Here is a 22420-nt window from a genome sequence, read left to right as displayed (position 1 = left end):
GTCCCATGAGTTCTGTAGCCATTCAAAACCTCGACATCCGCTACGGCAGCGTGCATGTCGTCAAAAGCCTCGACCTTGAAATCAGGGATGGCGAATTCCTGGTCCTGCTCGGGCCCTCGGGCTGCGGCAAGTCCACGCTGCTGAACGCGATCGGCGGCCTGACCGATGTCAGCGGCGGAGCGATCCATTTCAATGAAAAGGACGTGACCTGGGTCGATCCCAAGGACCGCGGCATCGGTATGGTGTTCCAGTCCTATGCGCTCTATCCGACGATGAGCGTCGAACGGAACATGTCGTTCGGGCTGAAGATCGCGGGTGTGCCGAAGGCCGACATCGAAAAGAAGGTGGCGTGGGCCGCCGAACTTCTGCAGATCACGCACCTGCTCGACCGCAAGCCATCAGCCCTTTCCGGAGGCCAGCGGCAGCGCGTCGCCATCGGCCGGGCGCTGGTGCGCGACGCCGACATCTTCCTGTTCGACGAGCCGCTCTCGAACCTTGATGCCAAGCTGCGCGCCGAACTGAGGCTCGAGATCAAGAAACTGCACAAGGCGCTTGGCTCCACGATGATCTACGTGACCCACGACCAGATCGAGGCGCTGACGCTTGCAGACCGGATCGCGGTGATGAAGGACGGCATCATCCAGCAGCTCGATACGCCGCTCAACGTCTACAACAAGCCGGCCAACGAGTTTGTCGGCACCTTCCTCGGCTCGCCGGCGATGAACAAGATTGCCGGCGCCTTTGCAGCGGAGAACGGCGGCCTGGTGTTCCGGTCCGGCAGCTTCCGCCTCGACGTCGGCGCATATCCCTTCGCAGGCGCGGTCAAGGACGGCCAGAAGGCGACGCTCGGCCTGCGCCCGGAACATCTGCGTCTTGCCCGGGCGAGCGATACGGCCTGGACCGGAACGGTCTCGCTGGTCGAGCCCATGGGCAGCGACATTCTCGCCTGGTCGGATTTCGAGGGCGTCACGCTTTCTCACAGGCTGAGCCAGGAAGACCATTGCGACGTCGGCGAAACCGTTTCCGTCACCGTCGATGTCGCCAAGGCCTCCTTCTTCGAAGAAGGTACAGGGGCCCGCCTCTAGAGTAGCCGAGTGTCCATTCGGACGCTCAAAGAACGCTCTAACCTATTGAATCGGCGCGTCGGGACGCAACGCCCCGGTTCCTTCTTCAGCCCGGCGCGACGGATCGCGCCAGGGCTTTCGGCAGCGGAACGGGCGGCGTGAGAAAATATGAGTTTTTTTATCTTGATTTGAGAAGTCGGCGATCCTAGAACGCGGTCCAATGTTTGCAAGCGCACTGGACCCGATATGAACACGACCAAAAGACTTGGCCTGCTTGGCTTCCTGATCACCGGATTTGCGGGCGTTCCGGCCTTCGCCGCCCCCACATCCTATCCGCTTGAGATCGAGAATTGCGGCGAAACGGTCGTCTTCGAGAAAGCGCCGGAAAACGCCGTGGCGCTGGGCCAGAACAGCGCGGAAATCATGCTGTTGCTTGGCCTTGAAGACCGGATGGCCGCCACCGCCTTCTGGCCGAACGATGTTCTGCCCGAACTGGCGGAGGCCAACGACAAGGTCGAGACGCTGACCGTCGAATTCCCGACGCTTGAAGCGGTTCTGCAGCAGCAGCCGGATTTCGTCGCGGCGATGCTGACGACGCTGATGGGCCCCGACAGCCGGGTTGCCAAGCGCGGCGATTTCGAGGACCTCGGCATCCCGACCTACCTCGCCCCCAGCGCCTGCTCCACATCACTGGATACGGGCGATGCCTATGGCAGCCGGGATCAGCTGTGGAACATGGACCTACTCTACAAGGAGATCGACGATCTCGCCCGCATCTTCGACGTTCAGGAACGCGGAGACGCGGTGATTGCCGACTTCAAGGCGCGCGAAGCCGCGCTGCGCGAGCAATTTCCAAAGAATGACGACCTGACCTTCCTGTTCTGGTTCTCAAGCGCGTCGGCGGCCGACGATGCCTATCTCGGCGGCGGCAACGGCCCCTCCGGCTTCATTGCCGATCTTCTGGGCGGCCGCAACGCGCTCGACACCAAGGCGGAATGGCCGACGCTCAACTGGGAAGGCATCATGGCCGCCGATCCGACCGTCATCGTCGCCACCCAGGTCGACCGCAACCGCTGGGATCTCGACAAGGCCGAGAACAAGATCGCGTTCCTTGAGAACGACCCGACGGTGAGCCAGATGGAGGCCGTCCAGAATGGCCGGATCGTGGTCATGAGCGGCGCCGCGATGAACCCCAGCATCCGCACGCTCTACGGCGCGGAAGAGATCGCCGGTCAGATCAAGGCGTTCGACAGCGGCGAATGAGAACGGCCACGGACATCGGCGCCGGAATGCGGCTTTTCCTGCTTCTGGCCGTCTCCGCGCTTGTGCTTCTCGCGGCGATCGCGGCGGCAACCGCGATCGGTGAGTATAATATTCCGGTGAGGACCGTTTTGCTGACGGTCACCAACGAGTTCGGGCTGACGGCTGCGGATGTGCCGAAGATCGAGGCGAGCGTGGTCTGGAACCTCAGGCTGAGCCGCAGCCTCGTCGCCGCATTGTGCGGCGCGGGGCTCGCGATCTGCGGGACGATCCTGCAGGCCTTGCTGCGCAACCCGCTGGCCGAGCCCTTCGTGCTCGGCGTCTCCGCAGGCGCCTCGACCGGCGCCGTTGCCGTCCTCGTTCTGGGTATCGGCGCCGGCGCTGTTTCGCTTTCGCTCGGCGCCTTCGTGGGCGCCTTTGCCGCCTTTGCGGTGGTCGCCCTGCTTTCCAACGGCGCAACCAGCGGTCCCAACCACACTATTCTTGCCGGCGTCGCGGCCTCGCAGCTCTTCAATGCGCTGACGGCCTATATCGTCACCACATCCGCCAGCGCCCAGCAGGCGCGCGGCGTGATGTTCTGGATGCTCGGCAGTTTCGGCGGCGTGCGCTGGCCGCAATTCCACCTTCTGGTGATCGTGCTCCTGCTCTGCCTTGCGATCTGCTTTCTGATGGCGCGGGCGCTCGATGCCTTCACCTTCGGCGACGAGGATGCGGCGGCGCTTGGCATCCCGGTCGCACGCACCCGGCTGGTCCTGTTCGCCGTGACCGCGCTGATGACGGCCACCATCGTCAGCCAGGTCGGCGCCATCGGCTTCGTCGGACTGGTGGTTCCCCATGCCGCGCGCTATGTCGTCGGCCCGGTGCATATGCGGCTCTTGCCGGCCTCCGCCATTCTCGGCGCGGTCTTCATGGTGATCGCCGACATTGCCTCGCGCGTCATCGTCGCGCAGCAGACCGTGCCGATCGGCGTCGTCACAGCGCTGGTCGGCGTCCCCTTCTTCGCGATCATCCTCTATCGCGCGAGGCCGCAGACATGACCGTTATTGCCAGGAAACTTTGCTGGGGCGTGAAGCGGAAGACCATCGTCAGGGATGTCAACCTTGCGGTGCGCGCGGGCGAAACCCTCGGCCTGATCGGCCCGAACGGCTCGGGAAAATCGTCGTTGCTGAGGCTGCTTGCGGGGCTGAAGCAGCCGCTGAGCGGCCAGGTGGAAATTCAGGGCCGCGATATCGCCAACGTGCCGCGCCGCGAACTGGCGCGCAACGTCGCCTTCGTCCAGCAAAGTGCTGCAACCGACACCAATGTCAGCGTGCGCGATGTCGTTAGGCTCGGGCGCACACCGCACCGCTCGGCGCTTTCCGGCTGGCGCGCAAGCGATCAGGAGGCGGTGGACGGAGCCTTGAGGCAGGTGGGCATGACCCATCTTCAGCACCAGTCCTGGCAGACGCTTTCCGGCGGCGAGCGGCAGCGCGTCCACATCGCCCGGGCGCTGGCACAAAGCCCGCAGGTTCTGTTCCTCGACGAACCAACCAACCATCTCGACATTCATCACCAGATCGAGATCCTGCAGACCGTGCGTCAGCTGAACCTCACCAGCATCGTGGCGCTTCACGATCTCAATCTCGCGGCGATGTTCTGCGACCGGATCATCGTGTTGAAGGACGGCGCGCTGATCGCCTCCGGTGCGCCTGAGACCGTTCTGACGGAAGAGCTGATCGCGAGCGTTTTCCGCGTCGCTGCCGCTGTCAGCATCTCGCCCCATCACGGTCACCCGCAGGTCCATTTCCGCACGGGCGACAAGGCTGTTGTCTGAATCGCCGTCTCCCGGCGTAGCGTCCCGGCGTCTCGCGGTTTAAGGGACAATGCCGTTCATTTTCCGCGGCGCAAGCGGTCAGAGCCAGGCCAGCGGGTCGACGCCGATCAGCAGGCGGTGGCCCTGCAACAGGAACCAGACATAGAAGGCCAGCCCCAGGCCGGTCCAGAGCCAGAAGTTACGGTCCGCATGCAGATGCGCGCGCCCTTCAAGCACTGCAAGAAAGGGCACGATGGAGGTTTGCGCGCGGATAGCCGCCCATTCGGCATCGCCGAGCCGACGCCGCGTCCGGCGGTCGAGCACCGCCGTTCCGGCGAGGGCGAGCAGCCCCATGCCGCCGAAAAGGATCAGCGACACAACATCCCCGTTCGGCGGAATGTGCGCGAGCGACCAGATCAGAAAGCCGACAAGCACCGGGTGGCGGGTGATGGCGGTGATCGGGCCTTGCGAGTCCGCTTCGCCACTGCGCCGGAAGGTGATGGAAAGCCGGTTTTGCGCCGCAAGCCCCGCGGCGATGAACCAGAAGGCGAACGGCATCGCGATCACCGGAACAAGGGCCTGCCAAGGCGCGGGATACCAGAGGAAAATCAACGGCGCATGTCGCGCCGCAACGATGATCCAGACCAGAAGCAGGGTCGACACGAGAGAATAGAGAGTGAGATAGACACGGCGCCCGAAGAGGGCGATCAAACGGGCGCGCACGGGCGGCGCCGGCGGAACCACATGAGCCAGAAGGAAAGCGAGGATCGCGAGCAGAAAATTCGTCATGTCCTGGGTCCCGTCTCCCGACGAAAGATGAGTTTCATCGCCGACGGGGGATAATACCGGCGGCAGGGCCGCCATCTCCCCCCACACAAGGCGCCAGGAAGCGAGCGCATCGCTCGCCTCCTCGATCGCCAACCTGTGGCCGGTGCATCATTCGCTTTCAATGCCGCGCTGGCGAAGCCATGCGCGCATCGCGTCGATCTCCTTCTGCTGCTCCGCAATGATATGCTGCGCCAGCGCCATATTGGTGCGATCCGAACCGGCGACGAGCTGGATGCGGGCCATGTCGATCGCGCCCTGGTGATGCGGTATCATGCCGAGCACGAAGGCAACGTCGGGATCGTCATGACGCAAGCCTTCCATCATCTCTTCATGCATGCCCATCATCGACTGTTCATAGGCTTCGGTCACCGTCAGGGTGCCGGCGTCCGGGGCGTCGCCCCCCTGCCCGCTATCGTCCCCGCTCATATCCGGGGAAGCGATTGGCCCGTGCGGATGCTCAAGCGAGAAGGTGTGGGTCGCCATCTCGGCCTGTTCGGTGCGCAACTCGGCCATGGTCTGCGCGTCCGGGCCGAAGAAAGCGGCATGAAGGCCCCAATAGGCGGTTGCGAAAATCACCAGCGCCGAGGCAAGGCCGAGCGGGACGCCGATGAGCGAGCGCCTGATCCAGCCCCAGAAATGCAGCTCCCTTGTATGGTCGACCGCAATGGCGACGATAATCGCCATGATCAGCGCGTGACCGATCAGGTCGATCCGGCCGAAGGGGAAGACGGCGGCGTTGAAGATCACGAAAAGCGCGATCGCCGAAAGCCTGCGGATGAGCGGCGTCGCCAGCAGGCCGAAGCCCATGGTGAACTCTGCGATGCCGGCCATCGGGATGAACATGTCGCGCGGAATGCCGAATGTCAGGAAGGGCTTTTCGACCACCAGCGGATAGAACCATTCCGGATAGGCGAATTTTTCGAGGCTCGACCACATGAGCGCAACGGCCACGCCCCAGCGCAACAGCTCGAAGCGATGCTTGCGCCAGTCAGGGCGGCTGGAACTCTCCAGCACCAGATAGCCCGCAACCGCGACGCCGAGCGCCAGATAGTCGAGCAGATGGAAGAATTCGTAGTCGCGCAGCGCGAGGACCCACAGGAAGATGATGCCCGCTGCGGACAGCGGCATGGTCTTGCGCGATACGATGCCGGCGGCGATCAGAAGCTGCAGCCAGCTGACCCACTCGGCAGGCGTCTGCAGGTCGGGCGTCAGGTAAATGCCGCCGACCGCGAAGATCGCCACGAAGAAGCCGGCAACGACGATGCGGACAAAGGCGTCGAGGCGCTGCCAGAGCGGATCGGTCACCCGGTCCATCGCATCCAGCGTGGCGACACCGGCCGCGCTGCGCTCGATCAGTCGCGCGGCGATGAAGAAGACCAAGACCAGGACGATCCCGGTCCAGAAATAGGGATCACTCAGCGTGCGCGTGAGCGGTGCTGGCGCGGCATCGACGATATAGGGCGCAAACCACTTAACATGGGCGGAGGCCGAGATCGGGGCCAGGGCGGCGCACAGCCCGAGGAGCCCCGCAAGGATCCGGCTGGTTCGTTGGTTGAATGAGAACATTCTGTGCCTCCTTTAGTCAGGCAATTGCCGGCTTCGAGGCCGGCAGGGCAATGTCGGCGAGTGTCTTGCGATCACACTCGGCCAGAAAGGCTGCTTCAGCAGCAGCAAGCGTATGTTTGAGGCGACAGACCGGCGTGACGCTGCAATCGCCGGTCGGCGAAAAGCACTCGACGAGAGACTGATCCTCCTCGAGAAGCCGAATGATTTCGCCAAGTCCGATGTCGGCGGCGGGACGCGCCAGCACCGCGCCTCCGCCCGCCCCCCTTCGGGTATCGACGATCCCACGATGGGCAAGTCGCTGCATGATCTTGTTGAGATGGTTGCGGGAGACGTTGAACTCTTCGGCGATCTCCGCCGTCGAGAACACCCGACCAGGGTCGCTTGCCATCCGCATGAGAGCGCGAAGTCCGTAATCCGTGAAGCTTGTCAGACGCATGGACGGTCATAACCTGTAATTGGCATCTCAAATACCAATTAAAGGTTATGACGCTTGTTGACAACAAGACTCTTTGACAGCCCTCATATGTGCTCCGGACATACCTCGCGCCGAGAAGATGTCCGAGGGACCGCGATCACCGGTCCTGATCCGCGAGGCGGAAGCACTGAAGGCGCTGGGGAGTTGATCGAATATGGCAGGTCAGATCGGAAAGATGTTCGGGTCGCCCGGACGCGCCGACACCTTCCGGTCCTGCGGACATGGCCCCGAGGGAAGCGGGCGCGCTCCGGCCATCGCGCTATCCATGACGGCGGCGTTCGGGGGCGATCGGACCGACACGCCCGATCAGAACCGGGCAACCGGCAGGACGGCGCGGGTTTCCCCGCGCCGTCGCGCAGGATATCAGGCGTTCCAGGCGACGGCCTTCTGGCTCTGTTCGCCGAGTCCTTCGATGCCGAGCGTCATCGTCTGGCCCTCCTTCAGATAGACCGGCTCCGGCTTGATGCCCATGCCGACGCCGGGCGGCGTGCCGGTGGTGATGATGTCGCCGGGCTGCAGGCTCATGAACTGCGACAGATAGCTGACGAGGTGCGAGACGCCGAAGATCATCGTCTTGGTCGAGCCGTCCTGGTAGCGGTGACCGTCAACCTCGAGCCACATGGCGAGACTCTGCGGGTCTTCCACCTCATCACGCGTCACCAGATAGGGGCCGATCGGCCCGAAGGTGTCGGCGCTCTTGCCCTTCACCCACTGGCCGGAGCGCTCGATCTGGAATTCGCGCTCGGAGAGATCGTTGACAACGCAATAGCCGGCGACGTGGTCCATGGCGTCGGCTTCATCGACATAGGAAGCTTCCTTGCCGATGACGACGCCGAGCTCGACTTCCCAGTCGGTCTTTTTCGAGTTCCTCGGAATGCGGACATCGTCGTTGGGGCCGATGATGGCGCTGGTCGCCTTCATGAACACGATCGGCTCCTTCGGAATTTCGGCGCCGGTCTCGGCCGCGTGGTCGGCATAATTGAGGCCGATGCAGATGAACTTTCCGACCTTGCCGACGCAGGGTCCGATACGGCTCGACTGCGGCAGAACCGGCAGGCTGCCGATATCGGCGGCGGCAATGCGCGCCAGCCCGGCAGCCGTCAGCGCGTCGCCGGCAATGTCGACGACGACGGAGGAAATGTCGCGGTAGGTGCCATCGGAATGCAGGATGGCGGGCCGTTCGGCGCCCCTGGCGCCAAGGCGAAGCAGTTTCATGTCAATTCTCCCGTTTTCGACGCCTGAGACGTCGGATGCGCGTAGTTATGAAGCGTTTCCGGCTTCATCTCAATCGAAAAGCCCGGCATTTGCGGCGGCATATAGGCAGCCCCCGCGATCCGGCAGGGATCGACGAAATGCTCGTGCAGATGATCGACATATTCGATGACGCGGCCTTCCTTGGTGCCTGAAACCACGAGATAGTCGATCATCGACAGGTGCTGGACATATTCGCAAAGGCCGACGCCGCCGGCATGCGGCCAGACCGGAAGGCCATATTTCGCCGCCATCACCAGAACCGAGAGCACCTCGTTCAGCCCACCGATGCGGCAGGCATCGATCTGGACGATATCGATGGCGCCGCCGGCAATAAACTGCTTGAACAGAATACGGTTCTGGCACATCTCGCCGGTCGCGACCTTCACCGGGGCGACGGCCTCGCGGATCTTCCTGTGGCCTGCAACATCGTCGGGACTTGTCGGCTCCTCGATGAAATAGGGCCGGAACGGCGCAAGCGCCTTCACCCAGTCGATCGCCTGATCGACCTCCCAGACCTGGTTGGCGTCGATCATCAGCGTGCGATCCTCGCCGATCACCTCGCGCACGATCCTGAGCCGCGCAATATCCTCGTCGCGGTCCTGCCCGACCTTCATCTTGATGAAGGTGAAGCCGCTGTCGACGGCCTCCTGCGCCAGACGACGCAGCTTGTCGTGGCTGTAGCCGAGCCAGCCGGCCGAGGTCGTGTAGCAGGGATAGCCGTTTTTCTTCAGCTCCGCGATCCGCTCCGCCTTGCCTGCCTCCGCCTTGCGGAAGATTGCGAGCGCCTCGTCCGGCGTGATCGCATCGGTCAGGTAGCGGAAATCGATGATCGAGACGAGCTGTTCCGGCGTCATCTCGGCGACGAACTGCCAGACCGGTTTTCCCGCGGTCTTTGCCATGAGGTCCCAGAAGGCATTGACCACGGCGCCGGTTGCCAGGTGCATCGCGCCCTTGTCCGGCCCGATCCAGCGCAGCTGGCTGTCGCCGGTGACATGCCGCCAGAAACGGCCCGGGTTTTCGGCAACCCAGTCGAGCCTCAACCCCTTCACGCGGTTTTCAAGCGCGGCGATCGCGGCACAGACCACTTCATTGCCCCGGCCGATGGTGAAGGTCAGGCCGTGGCCTTCATGGTCGCCATCCGTCTTGAGCACGACATAGGCGGCGGAGTAATCGGGATCGGGGTTCATGGCATCCGAACCGTCAAGCTTGGCGGAGGTCGGAAAACGCAGGTCGTGGACGGATAATCCGGTGATGGTGGTCATGTCTTGCACTCGGTCTTGCGTCGGTTCGGGCGGCAGTCAGCAGGTCCAGCCGCCGTCGATGGCATAGGCCTGGCCGGTCGTATAGGTCGCGCCGGCAAGGTAGACGGCAAGGTCGGCGATCTCCTCGGGCGTGCCGATGCGGCCGATCGGCTGGCGGGCGATGAAATCGGTCCGCGCCTTTTCATAATCGCCGGTCGCCTTCAGGCGTTCCTGCAGCGAGGGGCTGTCGACCGTGCCCGGGCAGATGGCGTTGCAGCGAATGCCTCTGGAGACAAAGTCGGCGGCGACCGATTTGGTCAGCCCGAGAACGGCGGCCTTGGTGGTGGTGTAGGCGAAACGGTTGGGAACGCCCTTCATGCTGGAAGCGACCGAGGACATGTTGATGATGGCCCCGTCGCCCCGCTCGAGCATACCGGGCAGGAAGGCACGGATGGTGCGCACCATGGCCTTGACGTTGAGATCATAGGCAAGGTCGAGATCGCTTTCCTTGCCATCCAGGATAGAGCCGTTGTGGACGATGCCGGCGCAGTTGAACAGGATATCGACCTGCCCGATTTCCTGCGCGGCGATGGTGACCGCCTCGTCCGACAGCACATTCAAGACCCGCGTCGAAGTGTTCTCGATGCCCTCAAGTTCCTTGAGTTTTTCGGCATTGATGTCGGTCGCAATCACCGTGGCGCCCGCTTTGGCGAAGGCCCTGGCCGATGCTGCCCCGATGCCCTGCGCGGCGGCGGTGATGAAACAGGTTTTTCCGGAAAGGTCGGTCATGATCGCTCCCTTGAACGTCAGTTGATTGTCTTTTGCGAGCCCTCGACGGCCATGCGGCCGATCGCATCGAAATCCCATGCGATGCCAAGGCCCGGCGCGGAAGACGGAATGGCGCGTCCGTCGCGGATGGTCATGCCCTCAAGCGTGATCGCGTCAAGCTGCGGAATATACTCCACCCAGCGCGCATTGGGCACCGCCGCGCACAGCGAAACATGCAGTTCCATCAGGAAATGCGGCGCCACGGCAACATTGAAGCACTCGGCCATATGCGAGACCTTGAGCCACGGCGTGATGCCGCCGATGCGGCCGACATCGACCTGGATGACAGAACAGGCCCGCCGCTCCAGATATTCACGGAAATGGAGTGCCGAATAAACGCTCTCGCCGACGGCGACCGGCACGCTTGTGTGCCTCGAGAGCACCGCGTGGCCCTCGATATCATCCGCCGGCAAAGGCTCTTCCAGCCAGCCGATATCGAGCCGCTGATAGGCCGCCGCCCGGCGCACGGCCTCGTCCACGGCAAAGGCCTGGTTGGCATCGGTGAATATTTCGAAAGCCGGCCCCACAGCCTCGCGCACCGCCGATATCCGCGCGACATCTTCGGCAAGCGGGCGCCCAACCTTGAGCTTGCAGCCGGCAAAGCCGTTTGCCTTCGCCGCAATCGCGTCAGCCACCAGTGCCTCGGTTTCCAGATGCAGCCAGCCGCCTTCCGTTGTGTAGAGCGGTATCTCGTCCTTCGCCCCGCCCGCCAGCTTGTGAAGCGGCAGGCCGAGCTTGACGGCCTTCAGATCCCAGAGCGCGGTATCGATGGCGGCAAGCGCGATCGCGGTGATGGCGCCGACCGTGGTCGCATGGGTGAGGAACGAGAGATCCTGCCAGATCCGCTCGATATCGAAGGCCTCGCGGCCGATAACCGCCGGCAGCAGGGTCTTTTCCAGAAGCGCCATGACGGACGGGCCGCCGGTGCCGATCGTATAGGAATAGCCGGTGCCGATCACCCCGTCGGCGTCGGTGATGCGCACGATAGGGGTTTCCTGGGAAACGAAGGTCTGGATCGCGTCGACCCGCGTCACCTTCGGTTTCAGGTCCACCATCACCAGTTCGGCGCGGACGATCTTTGCCATTGTCAGGCCCTCAGGCTCTTGCCGGTCTCACCGTCAAAGACGTGAAGGCGTTCGAGGTCCAGCGTGAAGGTCAGCGTTTCGCCATCTTCAAGCGGGCGCGGGTCGAGCATCTTGGCCTGCACTTCCTTGCCGCCGAATTGGGTGAAGATGATGGTTTCGGTTCCGAGCGGCTCGGAGATGATGACAGGCGCCTCGATCTCGACAGAGCGGTCTTCCGGATGCAGCGAGTGGCCCTTGGGCGCAAAAGCGTCGGGGCGGAACCCGACCACGACCTTCCGTCCGTCGGAAAGCTTCGCGGCAATATCCTCCGGCAGCGGCACCACCGTACCGTCGGCAAGGCGCGCTGCGGCGCTTTCCACCACGCCGTCAAGCTGGTTCATCGGCGGCGAGCCGATGAAGCCGGCAACGAAAGTATTGACCGGGTTCTCGAACACCTCCGTCGGCGTACCGACCTGCTCGACATAGCCATCGCGCATGATCACGATCCGGTCCGCCAGCGTCATCGCCTCCACCTGGTCGTGGGTCACATAAATCACGGTGGTCTTCACCCGCTGATGCAGCTTCTTGATCTCGACGCGCATCTGGCCGCGCAGCTTGGCATCGAGGTTGGAGAGCGGCTCGTCGAACAGGAAGACATCCGGGTGGCGCACGATGGCGCGGCCCATGGCGACGCGCTGGCGCTGGCCGCCGGACAGGTTGGCGGGCAACCTGTCCATGAAGCTCTCGAGGCCGAGGATGGCGGCGGCCTCGTCGACGCGCGGCTTGATATCCTCCGGCGTCATGCCGGCGATCTTCAGTCCGAAGCCGAGGTTCTCGCGCACAGTCATGTGCGGATAGAGCGCGTAGGACTGGAACACCATTGAGATGTTGCGCGCGCGCGGCGGCAGGGCATTGACGACGCGGTCGCCGATCTTCAGTTCGCCGCCGGAGATTTCCTCCAGGCCGGCGATCATCCTGAGTGTTGTCGACTTGCCGCAGCCGGACGGGCCGACGAGAACGACGAATTCGTTATGCGCGACTTCAAGATCGATGCCATGAACGACTTCCAGCGATCCGTAACGCTTGACGATTTTGGAAAGGTGCACTTCGGCCACGGGATTATCCTTTCACACCGCCGAACGTCAGTCCGGCAATCAGATGCTTTTGTACGATGAAGGTGAGAATGAGCGCGGGAATGATGATCAGCACCGCCATGGCGCTCATCCCGGTCCAGTCGACGGTGAACTGGGCGGTGAAATCCATCAGCCCGACCGGCATGGTCTTCGATGCGGTGGTCCGGGTGAGCTGGCTTGCGAGCGCGAACTCGTTCCATGCCGTCAGAAAGGCGAAGATGCCGGCTGAGGCAAGACCGGAACGGGCGAGCGGAAACTCAACCTTCCAGAAAGCCTGCCAGCGGGTGCAGCCGTCAATCTGGGCAGCCTCGGAAAGGTCGGCCGGGATCTGGCGGAAGAAGCCGTCCGTCAGCCAGATGGTGAAGGGGATGTTGATCGCCATATAGACGAGGATCAGCCCGAACTTGGTGTCGATCAGCCCGATCCTGCTCCAGAGAATGAAGAGCGGCAGCGACAGCGCCACGCCGGGCACGGTGCGCGACAGCATGAAGGAGAGGAACAGCGCCCCCTTGCCCCTGAACCGATAGCGGGCAAAGGCATAACCGCCCATCATGCCGATCAGGATGGCAACAAAGGTGGAGGTGAGCGAGATCACCAGCGAGTTGATGAAGTAGTTCGTGACCGGCAATCCCTGTTGCCGCTCCGGCAGAAGCCCGAAAATGCCGAGAAAATTGTTGAGCGTCCACTGCTGCGGGATCCAGACCGGCGGACGCGCCATGACCTCGACATTGGGACGGAAGGCGGTCAGAACCACCCATGCGCCTGGCACGACGAGGATCATCATGGCGATGAACAGCGTGATCCTGAGCAGCCAGCGCTGCCAGGGCCTCTCGATGGTCATGGTGTTCCTCATTGTGCGCCTCCCATGAACAGCCGCGACTTGGAGAGATTGCGGTAGAAGATGATGGTGAAGGCGATCGACAGCAGGATGGAGACGTAGCCCATGGCGTTCGCCATGCCCATCTGCGAGTTCTGGTAGCCTGTCCGCGTCATCAGCGTCCAGATCAGTTCCGTGCGGCCCGCCGGCCCGCCATTGGTCATGATCTTCACCATGTCATAGGCGCGCGCGACGTCGAGCGATCGGATCGTCATCGCGATCCAGATGAACGGCATCAGGAAAGGCAGCGTGATATGGCGGAAGACCTGGATGGCGTTGCAGCCGTCCACCTTGGCCGCCTCGATCGGCTCCTTCGGCATGGCCAGCAGGCCGGCCATCAGCAGGATGGCGAAGATCGAGGTCGACATCCACATCTCGGCGACAATGATCGAGAAGTTCGCAAGCCAGCCATTGACCAGCCACGGGATCGGTTTTTCGATCAGGTTCAGCGCGAACAGCGCATTGTTCACCAGGCCGACGGAATCGTTGAACAGGTATTTGAACTGGAAGCCCACAAGAATGGGCGAGAACATCATCGGGAACATCATGATGGTTCTGAGCGTGCGCTGGCCCCAGGTGATGCGGTTGACCAGGAGTGCGAGCCCCAGCCCCATGACCATTTCGAGGTTGAGCGCAATGGTGATGAAAACGACAGTGCGCCCGAAGGCCCACCAGAAATCGTCATTGCCCATCAGCCGCTCGTAATTGCGCAGCCCCACGAAATTGTAAAGGGAGTCCGGTCGAACCAGGTTGTAACTGGTGAAGCTCGTCCAGAACGACACGAGAAGCGGCACCAGCACGACCGCCAGAATGACGATAATGGCCGGCAGCAGCAGAAGATAGGGCGTCGCCTGCGGAGACCTGAAAAACTTCATGTCGCGCCTTCGAGAATTGGAAAGAATGGGAGGAGCAGCCGGCCCCGGGGCCGGATCACGCTGCCGGCCCGAGGGCCGACAGCGGTACTGAGCAAGAAAAGGCGGGGTCAGTAGTAGCCCGCGTCTTCCATGATATAGGTCGCTTCCTCGGCGGCATCGTCGAGGGCTTCCTGCGCCGTTTTCTCGCCGACGATGGCGGCCTGCAGCTCGGGCCACAGAACGTTGGAGACCTGGATCCACTCCGGAATGAGCGGCGGCGTGCGGGCGTCATCAAGCGAGCCCTTCCATACCGTGAACATCTCGGCGAGGTTTTCCTTGCCGTTCTCGTTGAACCACTTGACGACTTCGTCATAGGTCGCTGTGCGGGTCGGCAGATTGCCGGCCATGGCTTCCATCATTTCGCTCTCGTCATTGGTCATGAACACGGCGAAGGAAACGCCGGCGTCCTTGTTGTCGCAATCCTGCGTGACAGAGAAGGAATGCGAGCCGGACCAGCCGCCGCGCTTGCCCGACGAACCGACGGGCGAGACCGCATAGCCGAGATCATCGGCGATCTTGGAGGCTTCCGGATCAGCGAAGAAGGCTGCCCAGCCCGGCCAGTCGAGATCGACTGCAAGCTGACCGGCGGCCATGGCCTGGCCGATATCATCCCAGGTATAGTTGACCGTACCGGCAGGAACCGCGCCGGCCTCGTAGATGTCGATGAACCACTGCAGCGCTTCGACGCCGGCTTCGGAATTGAACACCGGCTTCATGTCCTCATCAAACATATCGCCGCCATTGGCGCGCAGGATTTCCATGAAGCGGCCCGACATGCCCTCATCCTTGCCGGCAAAGGCCGTGCCGTAAAGGTTCGGCGGATCGGCGAAGAAGATCACCTGGTCGCGGAACTCGTCGAAGGTCTTCGGCGGCGCCAGTTCGGTGCCATACTTCTCTTTCCACGCGGCCTGGTTTGCCGGATCGGCATAAAGGCTCTTGCGGTAGTAGATGTTGGAAACATCGGTGACGCGCGGCAACTGCACCAGACGGCCATCCACCATCGAGGCGTTCAGCGTGCCCTGGACATATTTATCGAGTTCGGACGGCGGTATATGCTCGGAAAGGTCGATGTAGAGATCGCCGTATTGCGGCGCGAAGCTCGTATGATTGGAGCCGACGCACCACGAAATGTCGCCGGCGGCAATGTCCTGCTTGATCTCGCGGTCGAGATCGAAATGGTTCTTCGAGGAAACGATCTCGACCCTGGCGCCGGTCATTTCTTCCCATTCCGGGATACGGGTATAGAGCTTCTCGTACTGGGTGCCGCCGATCAGCTTCACCTTCAGCGTATAGTCCGGAAAACTGCCGTAGTCGAAATCATCGGCCTGGGCCGAGGCAGCGAGGCCGCCCACGGCGCAGCAGGCGACAAGCGCCGCCTTCAGAAAAGTCATTCGCATCATTCTCCTCCTATCCATTCAAGCCCAGAAAAGACTTGATCCTCCATATTTGAAAAGTCTATTCGTATATAAGCATCATTTCGGCAAGCTCGTCAACGCCGCTCTTGATATTGGACAGGAACACCGGCAGTTTCGCTGCATTTTCAGGGTGAAAAACGCACCCGCCGCTTGAGGATCGACCATGGCAACAGATGAATCCGACCGCTACCGCGCCCCCGCTCTCGACAAGGGACTCGATATTTTCGAGCTGCTGGCGGAAACGGACGGGGCTCTCAGCCAGGCGGAGATTGCCAAGTCGCTGGGGCGCACGCCAAACGAGATCTACCGCATGCTCGACCGGCTGGTGCGACGCGAATATATCCGCCGCACGCCGGAGGACCGCTACGAGATCACACTGAAGATGTTCGAACTGGTCCATGCCCGTCCGCCGCTGCGGCGACTTGTCAACCAGGCGATGCCGTTGCTTCAGCAGGTCGCGCAGGATGCCGGACAGTCGTGCCATCTCGTGGTCTTCGACCGCAACGCCGCGGTCGTCGTTGCCCAGGTGGATGCGCCGAGCTACTGGTCGCTCGCCGTGCGCGTCGGCACCCAGCTCAAGCTCACCTCGACCGGCTCCGGTCTCGTCTTCCTGGCTTTCTCGTCACCCGAGAACCGGGCGCTGATGCTGAAGGGCGCGGGCGAAACGATGTCGCCCCAGGTCGAGGCGATGCTCGAGACCATCCGCAGGGACGGCCACACCATGATGCCGTCCGAACAGATCGCCGGCGTCACCAACCTGTCGGCCCCCGTCATCGGCCCGCTCGGCTCGGTGATGGCGGTCGTCACTTCGCCCTATACGGAACGGCTTGACCGCGATGGCCGCGAAGACCGCGCCCATACGCTTGAACTGGTGCGCGCGGCCGCCGCCAGCCTGTCGAAGGGCCGCCCGGAGGATTGAGATCAAGACTGCCCGACCCGAACGGGCCGGGCAAACAGAGGCAGATACGCCCGCGCGCGGGCCAAGGGAGGACCACATGCGCATCATCGATACCCATCTCCACCTCGTCTACAAGGACCGCTTCTCCTATCCCTGGCTGAAGGACGCCCCTGCCCTTGACCGCCAGGCAACGGCGGAAGGCTTTTTCGCCCGCGCCGAAGACCTCGGCATCGAAAAAGCGCTGCACATGGAGGTCGACGTTGCGGAAGAGGACATGGAGGCCGAAAGCGCCTTCATCGTCGGGGCCCATGAAAGAATTGCAGGCGCCATTGCCGCCGGCCGGCCGGAAAGCCCCGATTTCCCCGCCTATCTGGAGCGCATCGCCGCGATCGAGGGCGTCAAGGGCCTGCGCCGCGTGCTGCATATCATGCCGGACGCGCTTTCCCAGTCGGATATATTTGTCGAGAATATCCGTCGGCTAGCGGCCCACGACATGACATTCGATCTCTGCGTGCTGGCCCGCCAGCTGCCGCTCGCCATCGATCTGGCGCAGAAATGCCCGGAGGTTCAGTTCGTGCTCGACCACTGCGGCGTGCCGGACATCGAAAATGACGGACTTGATCCCTGGCGGGAGCATATCGGCGAGATCGCGAAGCTCGCCAATGTGACGGCAAAGGTCTCCGGCGTCATCGCCTATGGCGGCGCGGACTGGAGCGTTGAGGGTCTGCGCCCCTATGTCAGCCACGTCATCGACACCTTCACCTTCGACCGCGTCGTCTGGGGCTCCGACTTTCCCGTCTGTACGCTGTTTGCAAGCCTTGAAGACTGGGTCGCGGCCTCGAAGGAACTGGTCGCCGACGCCAGTCCCGATGAGCAGAAAAAACTGTTCAGCGTCAATGCGGAGAAGGTCTACCGGCTTTAGAAGGCATCGACGCGACCTCATCTTATTGCTGAAACAGGGAGGAACCCATGCAGCGCATCGGAATGGTCCTGACGCTCAACGCCGAAAAGGTGGCCGAATACAAGCGGTTGCACGCCGACGTCTGGCCGGAAATTCTGGACATGATCAGGAAATGTAATATCCGGAACTATACCATTTTCCTCAGGGAGCCGGAAAACCTCCTGTTTTCCTACTACGAATATACCGGCGATGACTACGAGGCCGACATGGCGAAGATGGCCGCAGATCCGAAAACGCAGGAATGGTGGTCGGTCTGCATGCCCTGCCAGAAACCACTCGAAACGGCGAAAGAGGATGAATGGTGGATCGAGATGGAAGACGTGTTCCATCTCGACTGAGGTCGGCAAAGCCCCGGGCTGCTCCAGGCCGCGGCCATCATCGCCATTGCCGAATCGGGAGCGGCGGCGGCACAGGCCTCAAGAAAACTGAGGCCCCTGCCGGGCGGGCCTCAGATCTTCTTCACGAATTCCGACTTCAGCTTCATGGCGCCGAAACCATCTATCTTGCAGTCGATATTGTGATCGCCTTCGACAAGACGGATGTTCTTCACCTTGGTGCCGACCTTGAGAACCTGGCTCGAACCCTTGAGCTTCAGGTCCTTGATGACGGTGACGGTATCGCCATCGGCCAGTCGATTGCCATTGGCGTCCTTGAATTCCGGTCCGCCGCTCTCGTCCGTCCCCGGCGTCCATTCGTTCCCGCATTCGGGGCAGATCAACAGCGCTCCGTCTTCATAGGCGTAAATCGACTGACATTTGGGACATGGCGGCAATTCGCTCATGATCATCCTCCTGATTGCTGGCGCTGCGATGAGCCGGATTGGCGCCACGAAAACCGCACGGCGCAATGTTGCGTTGGTCGGGAAAACAAGGCTTCGTAGTGCGAAAAAGAAGGCCTGTCGAGTGCAAACGGGTGGTTGCCGAGCAGCACGTTCCAGGCCAGCGACCGGAAGGAAAACACAAGGAACCAAACTCGCCCCCTTGAATTCCGCCCAAATTTGAATAATCTCTTCACATAAGAATGACACTCTTGCCTGAAGGAGGAGCAGGTTGTCACACATATCGCGTGGCCCGACGCAAAAGTGGGCGGCGGTCACTGCACCACGGCCTGTCGTCATCGTCGGAGGCGGTTCGATCGTCACCGACGCCCATCTGCCCGCCTATCGCATGGCCGGCATTCCTGTCGCCGGCGTGTTCGATCTCGACGCCGAACGCACCGCCCAGGTTGCGGCCGACTGGGACATCACGCCATTCGCCAGCCTTGAGGAGGCGATCGCGACCGAAAACGCCGTCTTCGACCTGGCGCTGCCGCCGGTTGCCCATCAGGGCGTGATCGAGAAACTGCCGGAAGGGGCGCCTGCCCTTCTGCAAAAGCCGATGGGGCGCGACCTTGCCGAGGCGACGGCGATCCTCAAGGCCGCCCGCGAGAAAAAACTGACGGCCGCCGTCAATTTCCAGCTTCGTTTCTCGCCGATGATGCTGGCGATCCACGACCTTTACAAAAGCGGCGCGCTGGGCGAACTCGTCGATGTCGAACTGCACGCCAACATCATGACGCCCTGGCATCTCTGGCCGTTCCTGAAGGGCATGGAGCGCGTCGAGATCCTGCTGCACTCGATCCACTATCTGGACCTGATGCGCCATTTTCTGGGCAATCCGCGCGGCATCCATGCCAAAACGCTCGGCCATCCGGACACCACGGTCTCGCAGTCGCGCACATCGGCGATCCTCGACTATCCCGAGCCCGTGCGGGCGGTCATGTCGGTCAATCACAATCATGACTTCGGGCCGAAATTCCAGGATTGCTACTTCCGTTTCGAGGGTAACAGGGGCGTGGCCATCACCACGCTCGGCGTCAATCTCGACTACCCCAAGGGCGTGCCGGACGAGCTCTGGTTCTGCAAAAAGGGCGGCGACTGGGAAGAGATTGCGCTTTCCGGCACATGGTTCCCGCATGCCTTCATCGGTGTGATGAACAATCTCCAGCGTTTCGTCGCCGGCGAGGACGACACCCTTCTGACAAGCGTCGAGGACGCCTGGAACACCATGGCGCTGGTCGAGGCCGCTTATGAGAGCAGCGCCCGCCCCGCCACCCCGATCAAGGAAAGACCATGACCGCAGATACGTCCGACCTGCCGCTCGAGGGCGTGCTGGTGCTCGACATGTGCCAGTTTCTCTCCGGCCCCTATTGTTCGCTCCGCCTGCAGGACCTCGGCGCGCGGGTGATCAAGATCGAGCGTCCGGGCCTTGGCGATCTTTCCCGCAGGCTTTATCTCTCCGACACCGAGATCGGCGGCGATTCCACGATTTTCCACGCAATCAACCGGTCCAAGGAAAGTCTCGCGCTGGACATGAAGGACCCGGACGACCTTGCCGCGCTGAAGACGCTGATCGGCAAGGCGGATGTGGTGCTGCAGAATTTCCGCCCCGGCGTGATTCAGAGGATCGGGCTTGATTACGAGACGCTGAAACAGGATTTCCCGGGCCTCGTCTATGGCTCGATCACTGGCTATGGTGACGAAGGGCCCTGGGTCAGCCGGCCGGGCCAGGACCTTCTGGCGCAGGCGCGCTCCGGCGTGATGTGGCTGAACGGCGACGACGGCCAGGGCCCGGTGCCCTTCGGCCTTGCCATTGCCGACATGCTGGCGGGCGCCGCGCTGGCGCAGGGCGTTCTGGCCGCGCTGGTGAAGCAGGGCCGCACCGGCAAGGGCGCGCATGTGGAGACGAGCCTGCTGGAGGCGATGATCGACTTCCAGTTCGAGGTTCTCACGACGCATCTGAATGACGGCGAGCGGCCGCCGAAACGCGCCGCCTACCGCTCCGCCCATGCCTATCTTTCCGCCCCCTACGGCGTCTATCCGACCGCCGACGGCTGGCTGACGCTCGCGATGATGCCGATCGACCAGCTTGCCGACGTGCTTGGCTTCGATGACCTTGCCCCCTACCGCGACAAGCCGGATCTCTGGTTTACCGCGCGCGACGACATCAAGCGCATCATCGCCGGCCATCTCGCCACCGAAACCACGGACCACTGGCTCTCTATTCTGGAACCGGCCGATGTCTGGTGCGCCAGGGTGCTCGACTGGCAGGAACTAATGAACCATGCCGGCTTCAAGGTGCTCGACATGTTGCAGACGGTGACGCGCGAGGACGGGGTCTCGATCCGCACCACGCGTTCGCCGCTGAGGATCGATGGCAGGCGCATGCAGACCGGCCGCGCCGCGCCGAGGATCGGCGAGCAGAGCGAAGCCATACGCGCGGAGTTCGGCCTGTGACGATCAAACTGAAAGGCATGACCTGGAGCCATCCGCGCGGCTATGACCCGATGGCGGCAAGTGCCGCCGAATGGCGAAGGAAGACAGGCGTCGCGATCGAATGGGACAAGCGCAGCCTGCAGGATTTCGAGAGCTTTCCGGTCGAGGAACTGGCCCGGCAATATGACCTGATCGTCATCGATCACCCGCATGTGGGCCAGATCACGGCGGAGAACTGCCTGGCGCCGCTGGATGTGCCGGGTCGCGAGGATGAGCGGGATGCGCTTGCAAAAGGCTCCGTCGGCGCGTCCTACCCGAGCTATGGCTATCATGGACGTCAATGGGCATTCCCGCTGGACGCGGCAGCGCAGGTCATGGCCTATCGCGAGGACCTGATCGAAGAATTGCCCCAAGACTGGGAAAGCCTGATCGCGCTTGCCTGCGAAGGCCGCGTCATGCTTCCGCTGCGCCCGCCGCACAATCTGATGACGTTCTATACGCTTGCCGCCAATACCGGCACGCCCTGCCAGACGGAAAGCCCCGGACCGCTGATCGCCGTTGATGACGGTATCGCGGTTTATGAGAAGCTTGCCGAACTTGCACGCGTGGTGCCGGCGGAAAACTTCGCCATGGATCCGATTGCCGTGCTCGAGGCGCTGGCCGGGCCTGGGCCGCAGGCAGTCCTCTCGCCCTATATCTACGGCTATGTGAATTATGCTGTCGACGGCTTCCGCCCGCACCGGCTGACCTTCGCCGACATCCCGTCACTTGGCGATAACGGCCCCTGCGGATCGGCGCTCGGCGGCACGGGCATTGCCGTCTCGGCCTTTTGCGGGAACCGGGAAGCGGCAATCGACTACGCCTACTGGGTCGCAGGCGCCGCGGTTCAGTCGGGGCTTTATCCCGAGGCCGGCGGCCAGCCCGGCCATGACGCCGGCTGGACCGACGATGCCGTCAACGCCAAAACCCACGATTTTTATCGCAACACAAGGCAAACGCTGGAAACAGCGTTCCTGCGTCCGCGCCACTACGGCTATATGCGCTTCCAGGCTGCGGCCTCCGATGCGCTCAACGCTGCCCTCCGGGATGGCACAAACGCGCGTGCCGCCATTGCCCGGATCAACACACTGTTTACGGAGAGCTTCTGATGGAGCGGCCACGCCATTTCGAGGACATCAAGGTCGGCGAGGAGCGCCGCACCTATGGCCGGACGATCACCGAGACGGACTTCGTCGTCCATGCGGGCCATACGGGCGACTTCTTTCCCCACCACATGGATGCCGAATTCATGAAGGATAGCCCCTTCGGACAGCGCATCGCCCATGGCACGATGACCTTTGCCATCGGCATCGGCCTGTCGGCGTCGGAAATCAATCCACTCTCCTTCACCTATGGCTATGAGCGGCTGCGCTTCCCCAAACCGGTCTTCATCGGCGACACGATCCACACCGTGCTGACGATCACGCGCTGCGAGGACGATCCGAAGCGACCCGGCCATGGCCGGGTCATCGAGGAGGTGCGCGTCCGCAACCAGCGCGAAGAAGTCGTGATGGCCTGCGACCATGTCTATCTGGTCGAGCGCCGAGAGGCATAGCCC

At 62.6% G+C, this 22420-nt stretch carries 23 protein-coding genes; 11 read left to right on the top strand and 12 right to left on the bottom strand.

What is annotated here, in order from left to right; all coding sequences use genetic code 11:
* Positions 1-5: 5 nt before the first annotated feature.
* The 4 genes from AZF01_RS01895 to AZF01_RS01880 all read left to right on the top strand — a co-directional run bounded on the left by AZF01_RS01895 (position 6) and on the right by AZF01_RS01880 (position 4137).
* Complete coding sequence (locus AZF01_RS01895) at positions 6-1085, top strand: ABC transporter ATP-binding protein (protein WP_024706224.1); 1080 nt, start codon at positions 6-8, stop codon at positions 1083-1085.
* A gap of 225 nt (positions 1086-1310) precedes the next feature.
* Positions 1311-2327 carry an ABC transporter substrate-binding protein gene (locus tag AZF01_RS01890; RefSeq protein ID WP_024706225.1) on the top strand — a complete coding sequence of 339 codons (1017 nt, stop codon included), beginning with the start codon at positions 1311-1313 and terminating at the stop codon, positions 2325-2327.
* Complete coding sequence (locus AZF01_RS01885; protein ID WP_024706226.1) at positions 2324-3361, top strand: iron ABC transporter permease; 1038 nt, start codon at positions 2324-2326, stop codon at positions 3359-3361. Before AZF01_RS01890 ends, AZF01_RS01885 begins: the two co-directional genes overlap by 4 nt.
* On the top strand, positions 3358-4137 hold the full coding sequence (locus AZF01_RS01880; protein WP_024706227.1) for an ABC transporter ATP-binding protein: 780 nt from the start codon (positions 3358-3360) through the stop codon (positions 4135-4137). Before AZF01_RS01885 ends, AZF01_RS01880 begins: the two co-directional genes overlap by 4 nt.
* Before the next feature lie 78 nt (positions 4138-4215).
* Here AZF01_RS01880 and AZF01_RS01875 read toward each other — a convergent pair whose 3' ends face one another.
* The 11 genes from AZF01_RS01875 to AZF01_RS01825 form a co-directional block, all read right to left on the bottom strand.
* The gene (locus AZF01_RS01875) at positions 4216-4905 is read right to left on the bottom strand and encodes an NnrU family protein (protein WP_024706228.1); all 690 of its coding nucleotides are present in this window, start codon (positions 4903-4905) and stop codon (positions 4216-4218) included.
* 147 nt (positions 4906-5052) lie between these two features.
* Positions 5053-6510: a DUF305 domain-containing protein gene (locus AZF01_RS01870; protein ID WP_024706229.1), complete on the bottom strand. Its 1458-nt coding sequence runs from the start codon at positions 6508-6510 to the stop codon at positions 5053-5055.
* Positions 6511-6526: 16 nt separating this feature from the next.
* Entirely contained in the window at positions 6527-6946 is a 420-nt protein-coding gene (locus AZF01_RS01865) for an Rrf2 family transcriptional regulator (RefSeq protein WP_024706230.1), read from the bottom strand.
* 402 nt (positions 6947-7348) lie between these two features.
* The gene (locus AZF01_RS01860; RefSeq protein WP_024706231.1) at positions 7349-8200 is read right to left on the bottom strand and encodes a fumarylacetoacetate hydrolase family protein; all 852 of its coding nucleotides are present in this window, start codon (positions 8198-8200) and stop codon (positions 7349-7351) included.
* A complete protein-coding gene (locus AZF01_RS01855) occupies positions 8197-9501 on the bottom strand; it encodes an L-fuconate dehydratase (RefSeq protein WP_024706232.1) in 1305 nt (434 codons plus the stop codon). Before AZF01_RS01855 ends, AZF01_RS01860 begins: the two co-directional genes overlap by 4 nt.
* Before the next feature lie 36 nt (positions 9502-9537).
* Positions 9538-10269 (bottom strand): SDR family oxidoreductase, encoded by a 732-nt coding sequence (locus AZF01_RS01850; protein WP_036235535.1) that lies wholly within the window; start codon positions 10267-10269, stop codon positions 9538-9540.
* A 17-nt stretch (positions 10270-10286) separates the two neighbouring features.
* Positions 10287-11393, bottom strand: coding sequence for a mandelate racemase/muconate lactonizing enzyme family protein (locus tag AZF01_RS01845; protein WP_024706234.1), 1107 nt, complete (start codon positions 11391-11393; stop codon positions 10287-10289).
* Positions 11394-11395: 2 nt separating this feature from the next.
* Entirely contained in the window at positions 11396-12487 is a 1092-nt protein-coding gene (locus AZF01_RS01840; RefSeq protein ID WP_024706235.1) for an ABC transporter ATP-binding protein, read from the bottom strand.
* 4 nt (positions 12488-12491) lie between these two features.
* Positions 12492-13358, bottom strand: coding sequence for a carbohydrate ABC transporter permease (locus AZF01_RS01835; protein ID WP_024706236.1), 867 nt, complete (start codon positions 13356-13358; stop codon positions 12492-12494).
* Positions 13355-14257, bottom strand: coding sequence for a carbohydrate ABC transporter permease (locus tag AZF01_RS01830; RefSeq protein ID WP_024706237.1), 903 nt, complete (start codon positions 14255-14257; stop codon positions 13355-13357). Before AZF01_RS01830 ends, AZF01_RS01835 begins: the two co-directional genes overlap by 4 nt.
* A gap of 107 nt (positions 14258-14364) precedes the next feature.
* Positions 14365-15687, bottom strand: coding sequence for a sugar ABC transporter substrate-binding protein (locus AZF01_RS01825; RefSeq protein WP_024706238.1), 1323 nt, complete (start codon positions 15685-15687; stop codon positions 14365-14367).
* 187 nt (positions 15688-15874) lie between these two features.
* Between AZF01_RS01825 and AZF01_RS01820 the strand changes: the two genes are divergently transcribed.
* The 3 genes from AZF01_RS01820 (at position 15875) to AZF01_RS01810 (ending at position 17908) form a co-directional block, all read left to right on the top strand.
* On the top strand, positions 15875-16630 hold the full coding sequence (locus AZF01_RS01820) for an IclR family transcriptional regulator (RefSeq protein ID WP_024706239.1): 756 nt from the start codon (positions 15875-15877) through the stop codon (positions 16628-16630).
* A gap of 76 nt (positions 16631-16706) precedes the next feature.
* On the top strand, positions 16707-17531 hold the full coding sequence (locus AZF01_RS01815; RefSeq protein ID WP_024706240.1) for an amidohydrolase: 825 nt from the start codon (positions 16707-16709) through the stop codon (positions 17529-17531).
* Positions 17532-17578: 47 nt separating this feature from the next.
* Positions 17579-17908 carry an L-rhamnose mutarotase gene (locus AZF01_RS01810; RefSeq protein ID WP_024706241.1) on the top strand — a complete coding sequence of 110 codons (330 nt, stop codon included), beginning with the start codon at positions 17579-17581 and terminating at the stop codon, positions 17906-17908.
* 110 nt (positions 17909-18018) lie between these two features.
* Here the strand turns inward: AZF01_RS01810 and AZF01_RS01805 are convergent, their stop codons facing one another.
* Complete coding sequence (locus AZF01_RS01805) at positions 18019-18351, bottom strand: zinc ribbon domain-containing protein YjdM (RefSeq protein WP_024706242.1); 333 nt, start codon at positions 18349-18351, stop codon at positions 18019-18021.
* Positions 18352-18619: 268 nt separating this feature from the next.
* On the opposite strand from AZF01_RS01805, the gene AZF01_RS01800 reads away from it, so the two are divergent.
* The 4 genes from AZF01_RS01800 to AZF01_RS01785 are packed head-to-tail and all read left to right on the top strand — an operon-like array spanning position 18620 to position 22417.
* A complete protein-coding gene (locus AZF01_RS01800) occupies positions 18620-19684 on the top strand; it encodes a Gfo/Idh/MocA family protein (RefSeq protein WP_024706243.1) in 1065 nt (354 codons plus the stop codon).
* Complete coding sequence (locus AZF01_RS01795; RefSeq protein ID WP_024706244.1) at positions 19681-20844, top strand: CaiB/BaiF CoA-transferase family protein; 1164 nt, start codon at positions 19681-19683, stop codon at positions 20842-20844. The genes AZF01_RS01800 and AZF01_RS01795 overlap by 4 nt, the downstream gene beginning before the upstream one ends.
* 17 nt (positions 20845-20861) lie before the next feature.
* Entirely contained in the window at positions 20862-21971 is a 1110-nt protein-coding gene (locus AZF01_RS01790; protein ID WP_036235571.1) for an ABC transporter substrate-binding protein, read from the top strand.
* Positions 21971-22417 (top strand): MaoC/PaaZ C-terminal domain-containing protein, encoded by a 447-nt coding sequence (locus AZF01_RS01785; RefSeq protein WP_024706246.1) that lies wholly within the window; start codon positions 21971-21973, stop codon positions 22415-22417. Before AZF01_RS01790 ends, AZF01_RS01785 begins: the two co-directional genes overlap by 1 nt.
* The last annotated feature ends 3 nt before the right edge of the window (positions 22418-22420 follow it).

The organism is Martelella sp. AD-3 (assembly GCF_001578105.1).
GTDB lineage: Bacteria > Pseudomonadota > Alphaproteobacteria > Rhizobiales > Rhizobiaceae > Martelella.
Note: the sequence above shows the minus strand (reverse complement) of the source record. Positions and strands in the feature narration are given on the sequence as shown.

What these genes read in the sequence shown, in the direction of transcription:
- AZF01_RS01890 (WP_024706225.1), top strand. Translation starts at nt 1,311, where the DNA reads ATGAACACGACCAAAAGACTTGGCCTGCTTGGCTTCCTGATCACCGGA.
- AZF01_RS01880 (WP_024706227.1), top strand. Translation starts at nt 3,358, where the DNA reads ATGACCGTTATTGCCAGGAAACTTTGCTGGGGCGTGAAGCGGAAGACC.
- AZF01_RS01850 (WP_036235535.1), bottom strand. Translation starts at nt 10,269, where the DNA reads ATGACCGACCTTTCCGGAAAAACCTGTTTCATCACCGCCGCCGCGCAG.
- AZF01_RS01855 (WP_024706232.1), bottom strand. Translation starts at nt 9,501, where the DNA reads ATGACCACCATCACCGGATTATCCGTCCACGACCTGCGTTTTCCGACC.
- AZF01_RS01875 (WP_024706228.1), bottom strand. Translation starts at nt 4,905, where the DNA reads ATGACGAATTTTCTGCTCGCGATCCTCGCTTTCCTTCTGGCTCATGTG.
- AZF01_RS01865 (WP_024706230.1), bottom strand. Translation starts at nt 6,946, where the DNA reads ATGCGTCTGACAAGCTTCACGGATTACGGACTTCGCGCTCTCATGCGG.
- AZF01_RS01790 (WP_036235571.1), top strand. Translation starts at nt 20,862, where the DNA reads ATGACCTGGAGCCATCCGCGCGGCTATGACCCGATGGCGGCAAGTGCC.
- AZF01_RS01870 (WP_024706229.1), bottom strand. Translation starts at nt 6,510, where the DNA reads ATGTTCTCATTCAACCAACGAACCAGCCGGATCCTTGCGGGGCTCCTC.
- AZF01_RS01825 (WP_024706238.1), bottom strand. Translation starts at nt 15,687, where the DNA reads ATGACTTTTCTGAAGGCGGCGCTTGTCGCCTGCTGCGCCGTGGGCGGC.
- AZF01_RS01835 (WP_024706236.1), bottom strand. Translation starts at nt 13,358, where the DNA reads ATGAGGAACACCATGACCATCGAGAGGCCCTGGCAGCGCTGGCTGCTC.
- AZF01_RS01795 (WP_024706244.1), top strand. Translation starts at nt 19,681, where the DNA reads ATGACCGCAGATACGTCCGACCTGCCGCTCGAGGGCGTGCTGGTGCTC.
- AZF01_RS01785 (WP_024706246.1), top strand. Translation starts at nt 21,971, where the DNA reads ATGGAGCGGCCACGCCATTTCGAGGACATCAAGGTCGGCGAGGAGCGC.
- AZF01_RS01845 (WP_024706234.1), bottom strand. Translation starts at nt 11,393, where the DNA reads ATGGCAAAGATCGTCCGCGCCGAACTGGTGATGGTGGACCTGAAACCG.
- AZF01_RS01895 (WP_024706224.1), top strand. Translation starts at nt 6, where the DNA reads ATGAGTTCTGTAGCCATTCAAAACCTCGACATCCGCTACGGCAGCGTG.
- AZF01_RS01830 (WP_024706237.1), bottom strand. Translation starts at nt 14,257, where the DNA reads ATGAAGTTTTTCAGGTCTCCGCAGGCGACGCCCTATCTTCTGCTGCTG.
- AZF01_RS01805 (WP_024706242.1), bottom strand. Translation starts at nt 18,351, where the DNA reads ATGAGCGAATTGCCGCCATGTCCCAAATGTCAGTCGATTTACGCCTAT.
- AZF01_RS01815 (WP_024706240.1), top strand. Translation starts at nt 16,707, where the DNA reads ATGCGCATCATCGATACCCATCTCCACCTCGTCTACAAGGACCGCTTC.
- AZF01_RS01885 (WP_024706226.1), top strand. Translation starts at nt 2,324, where the DNA reads ATGAGAACGGCCACGGACATCGGCGCCGGAATGCGGCTTTTCCTGCTT.
- AZF01_RS01860 (WP_024706231.1), bottom strand. Translation starts at nt 8,200, where the DNA reads ATGAAACTGCTTCGCCTTGGCGCCAGGGGCGCCGAACGGCCCGCCATC.
- AZF01_RS01820 (WP_024706239.1), top strand. Translation starts at nt 15,875, where the DNA reads ATGGCAACAGATGAATCCGACCGCTACCGCGCCCCCGCTCTCGACAAG.
- AZF01_RS01810 (WP_024706241.1), top strand. Translation starts at nt 17,579, where the DNA reads ATGCAGCGCATCGGAATGGTCCTGACGCTCAACGCCGAAAAGGTGGCC.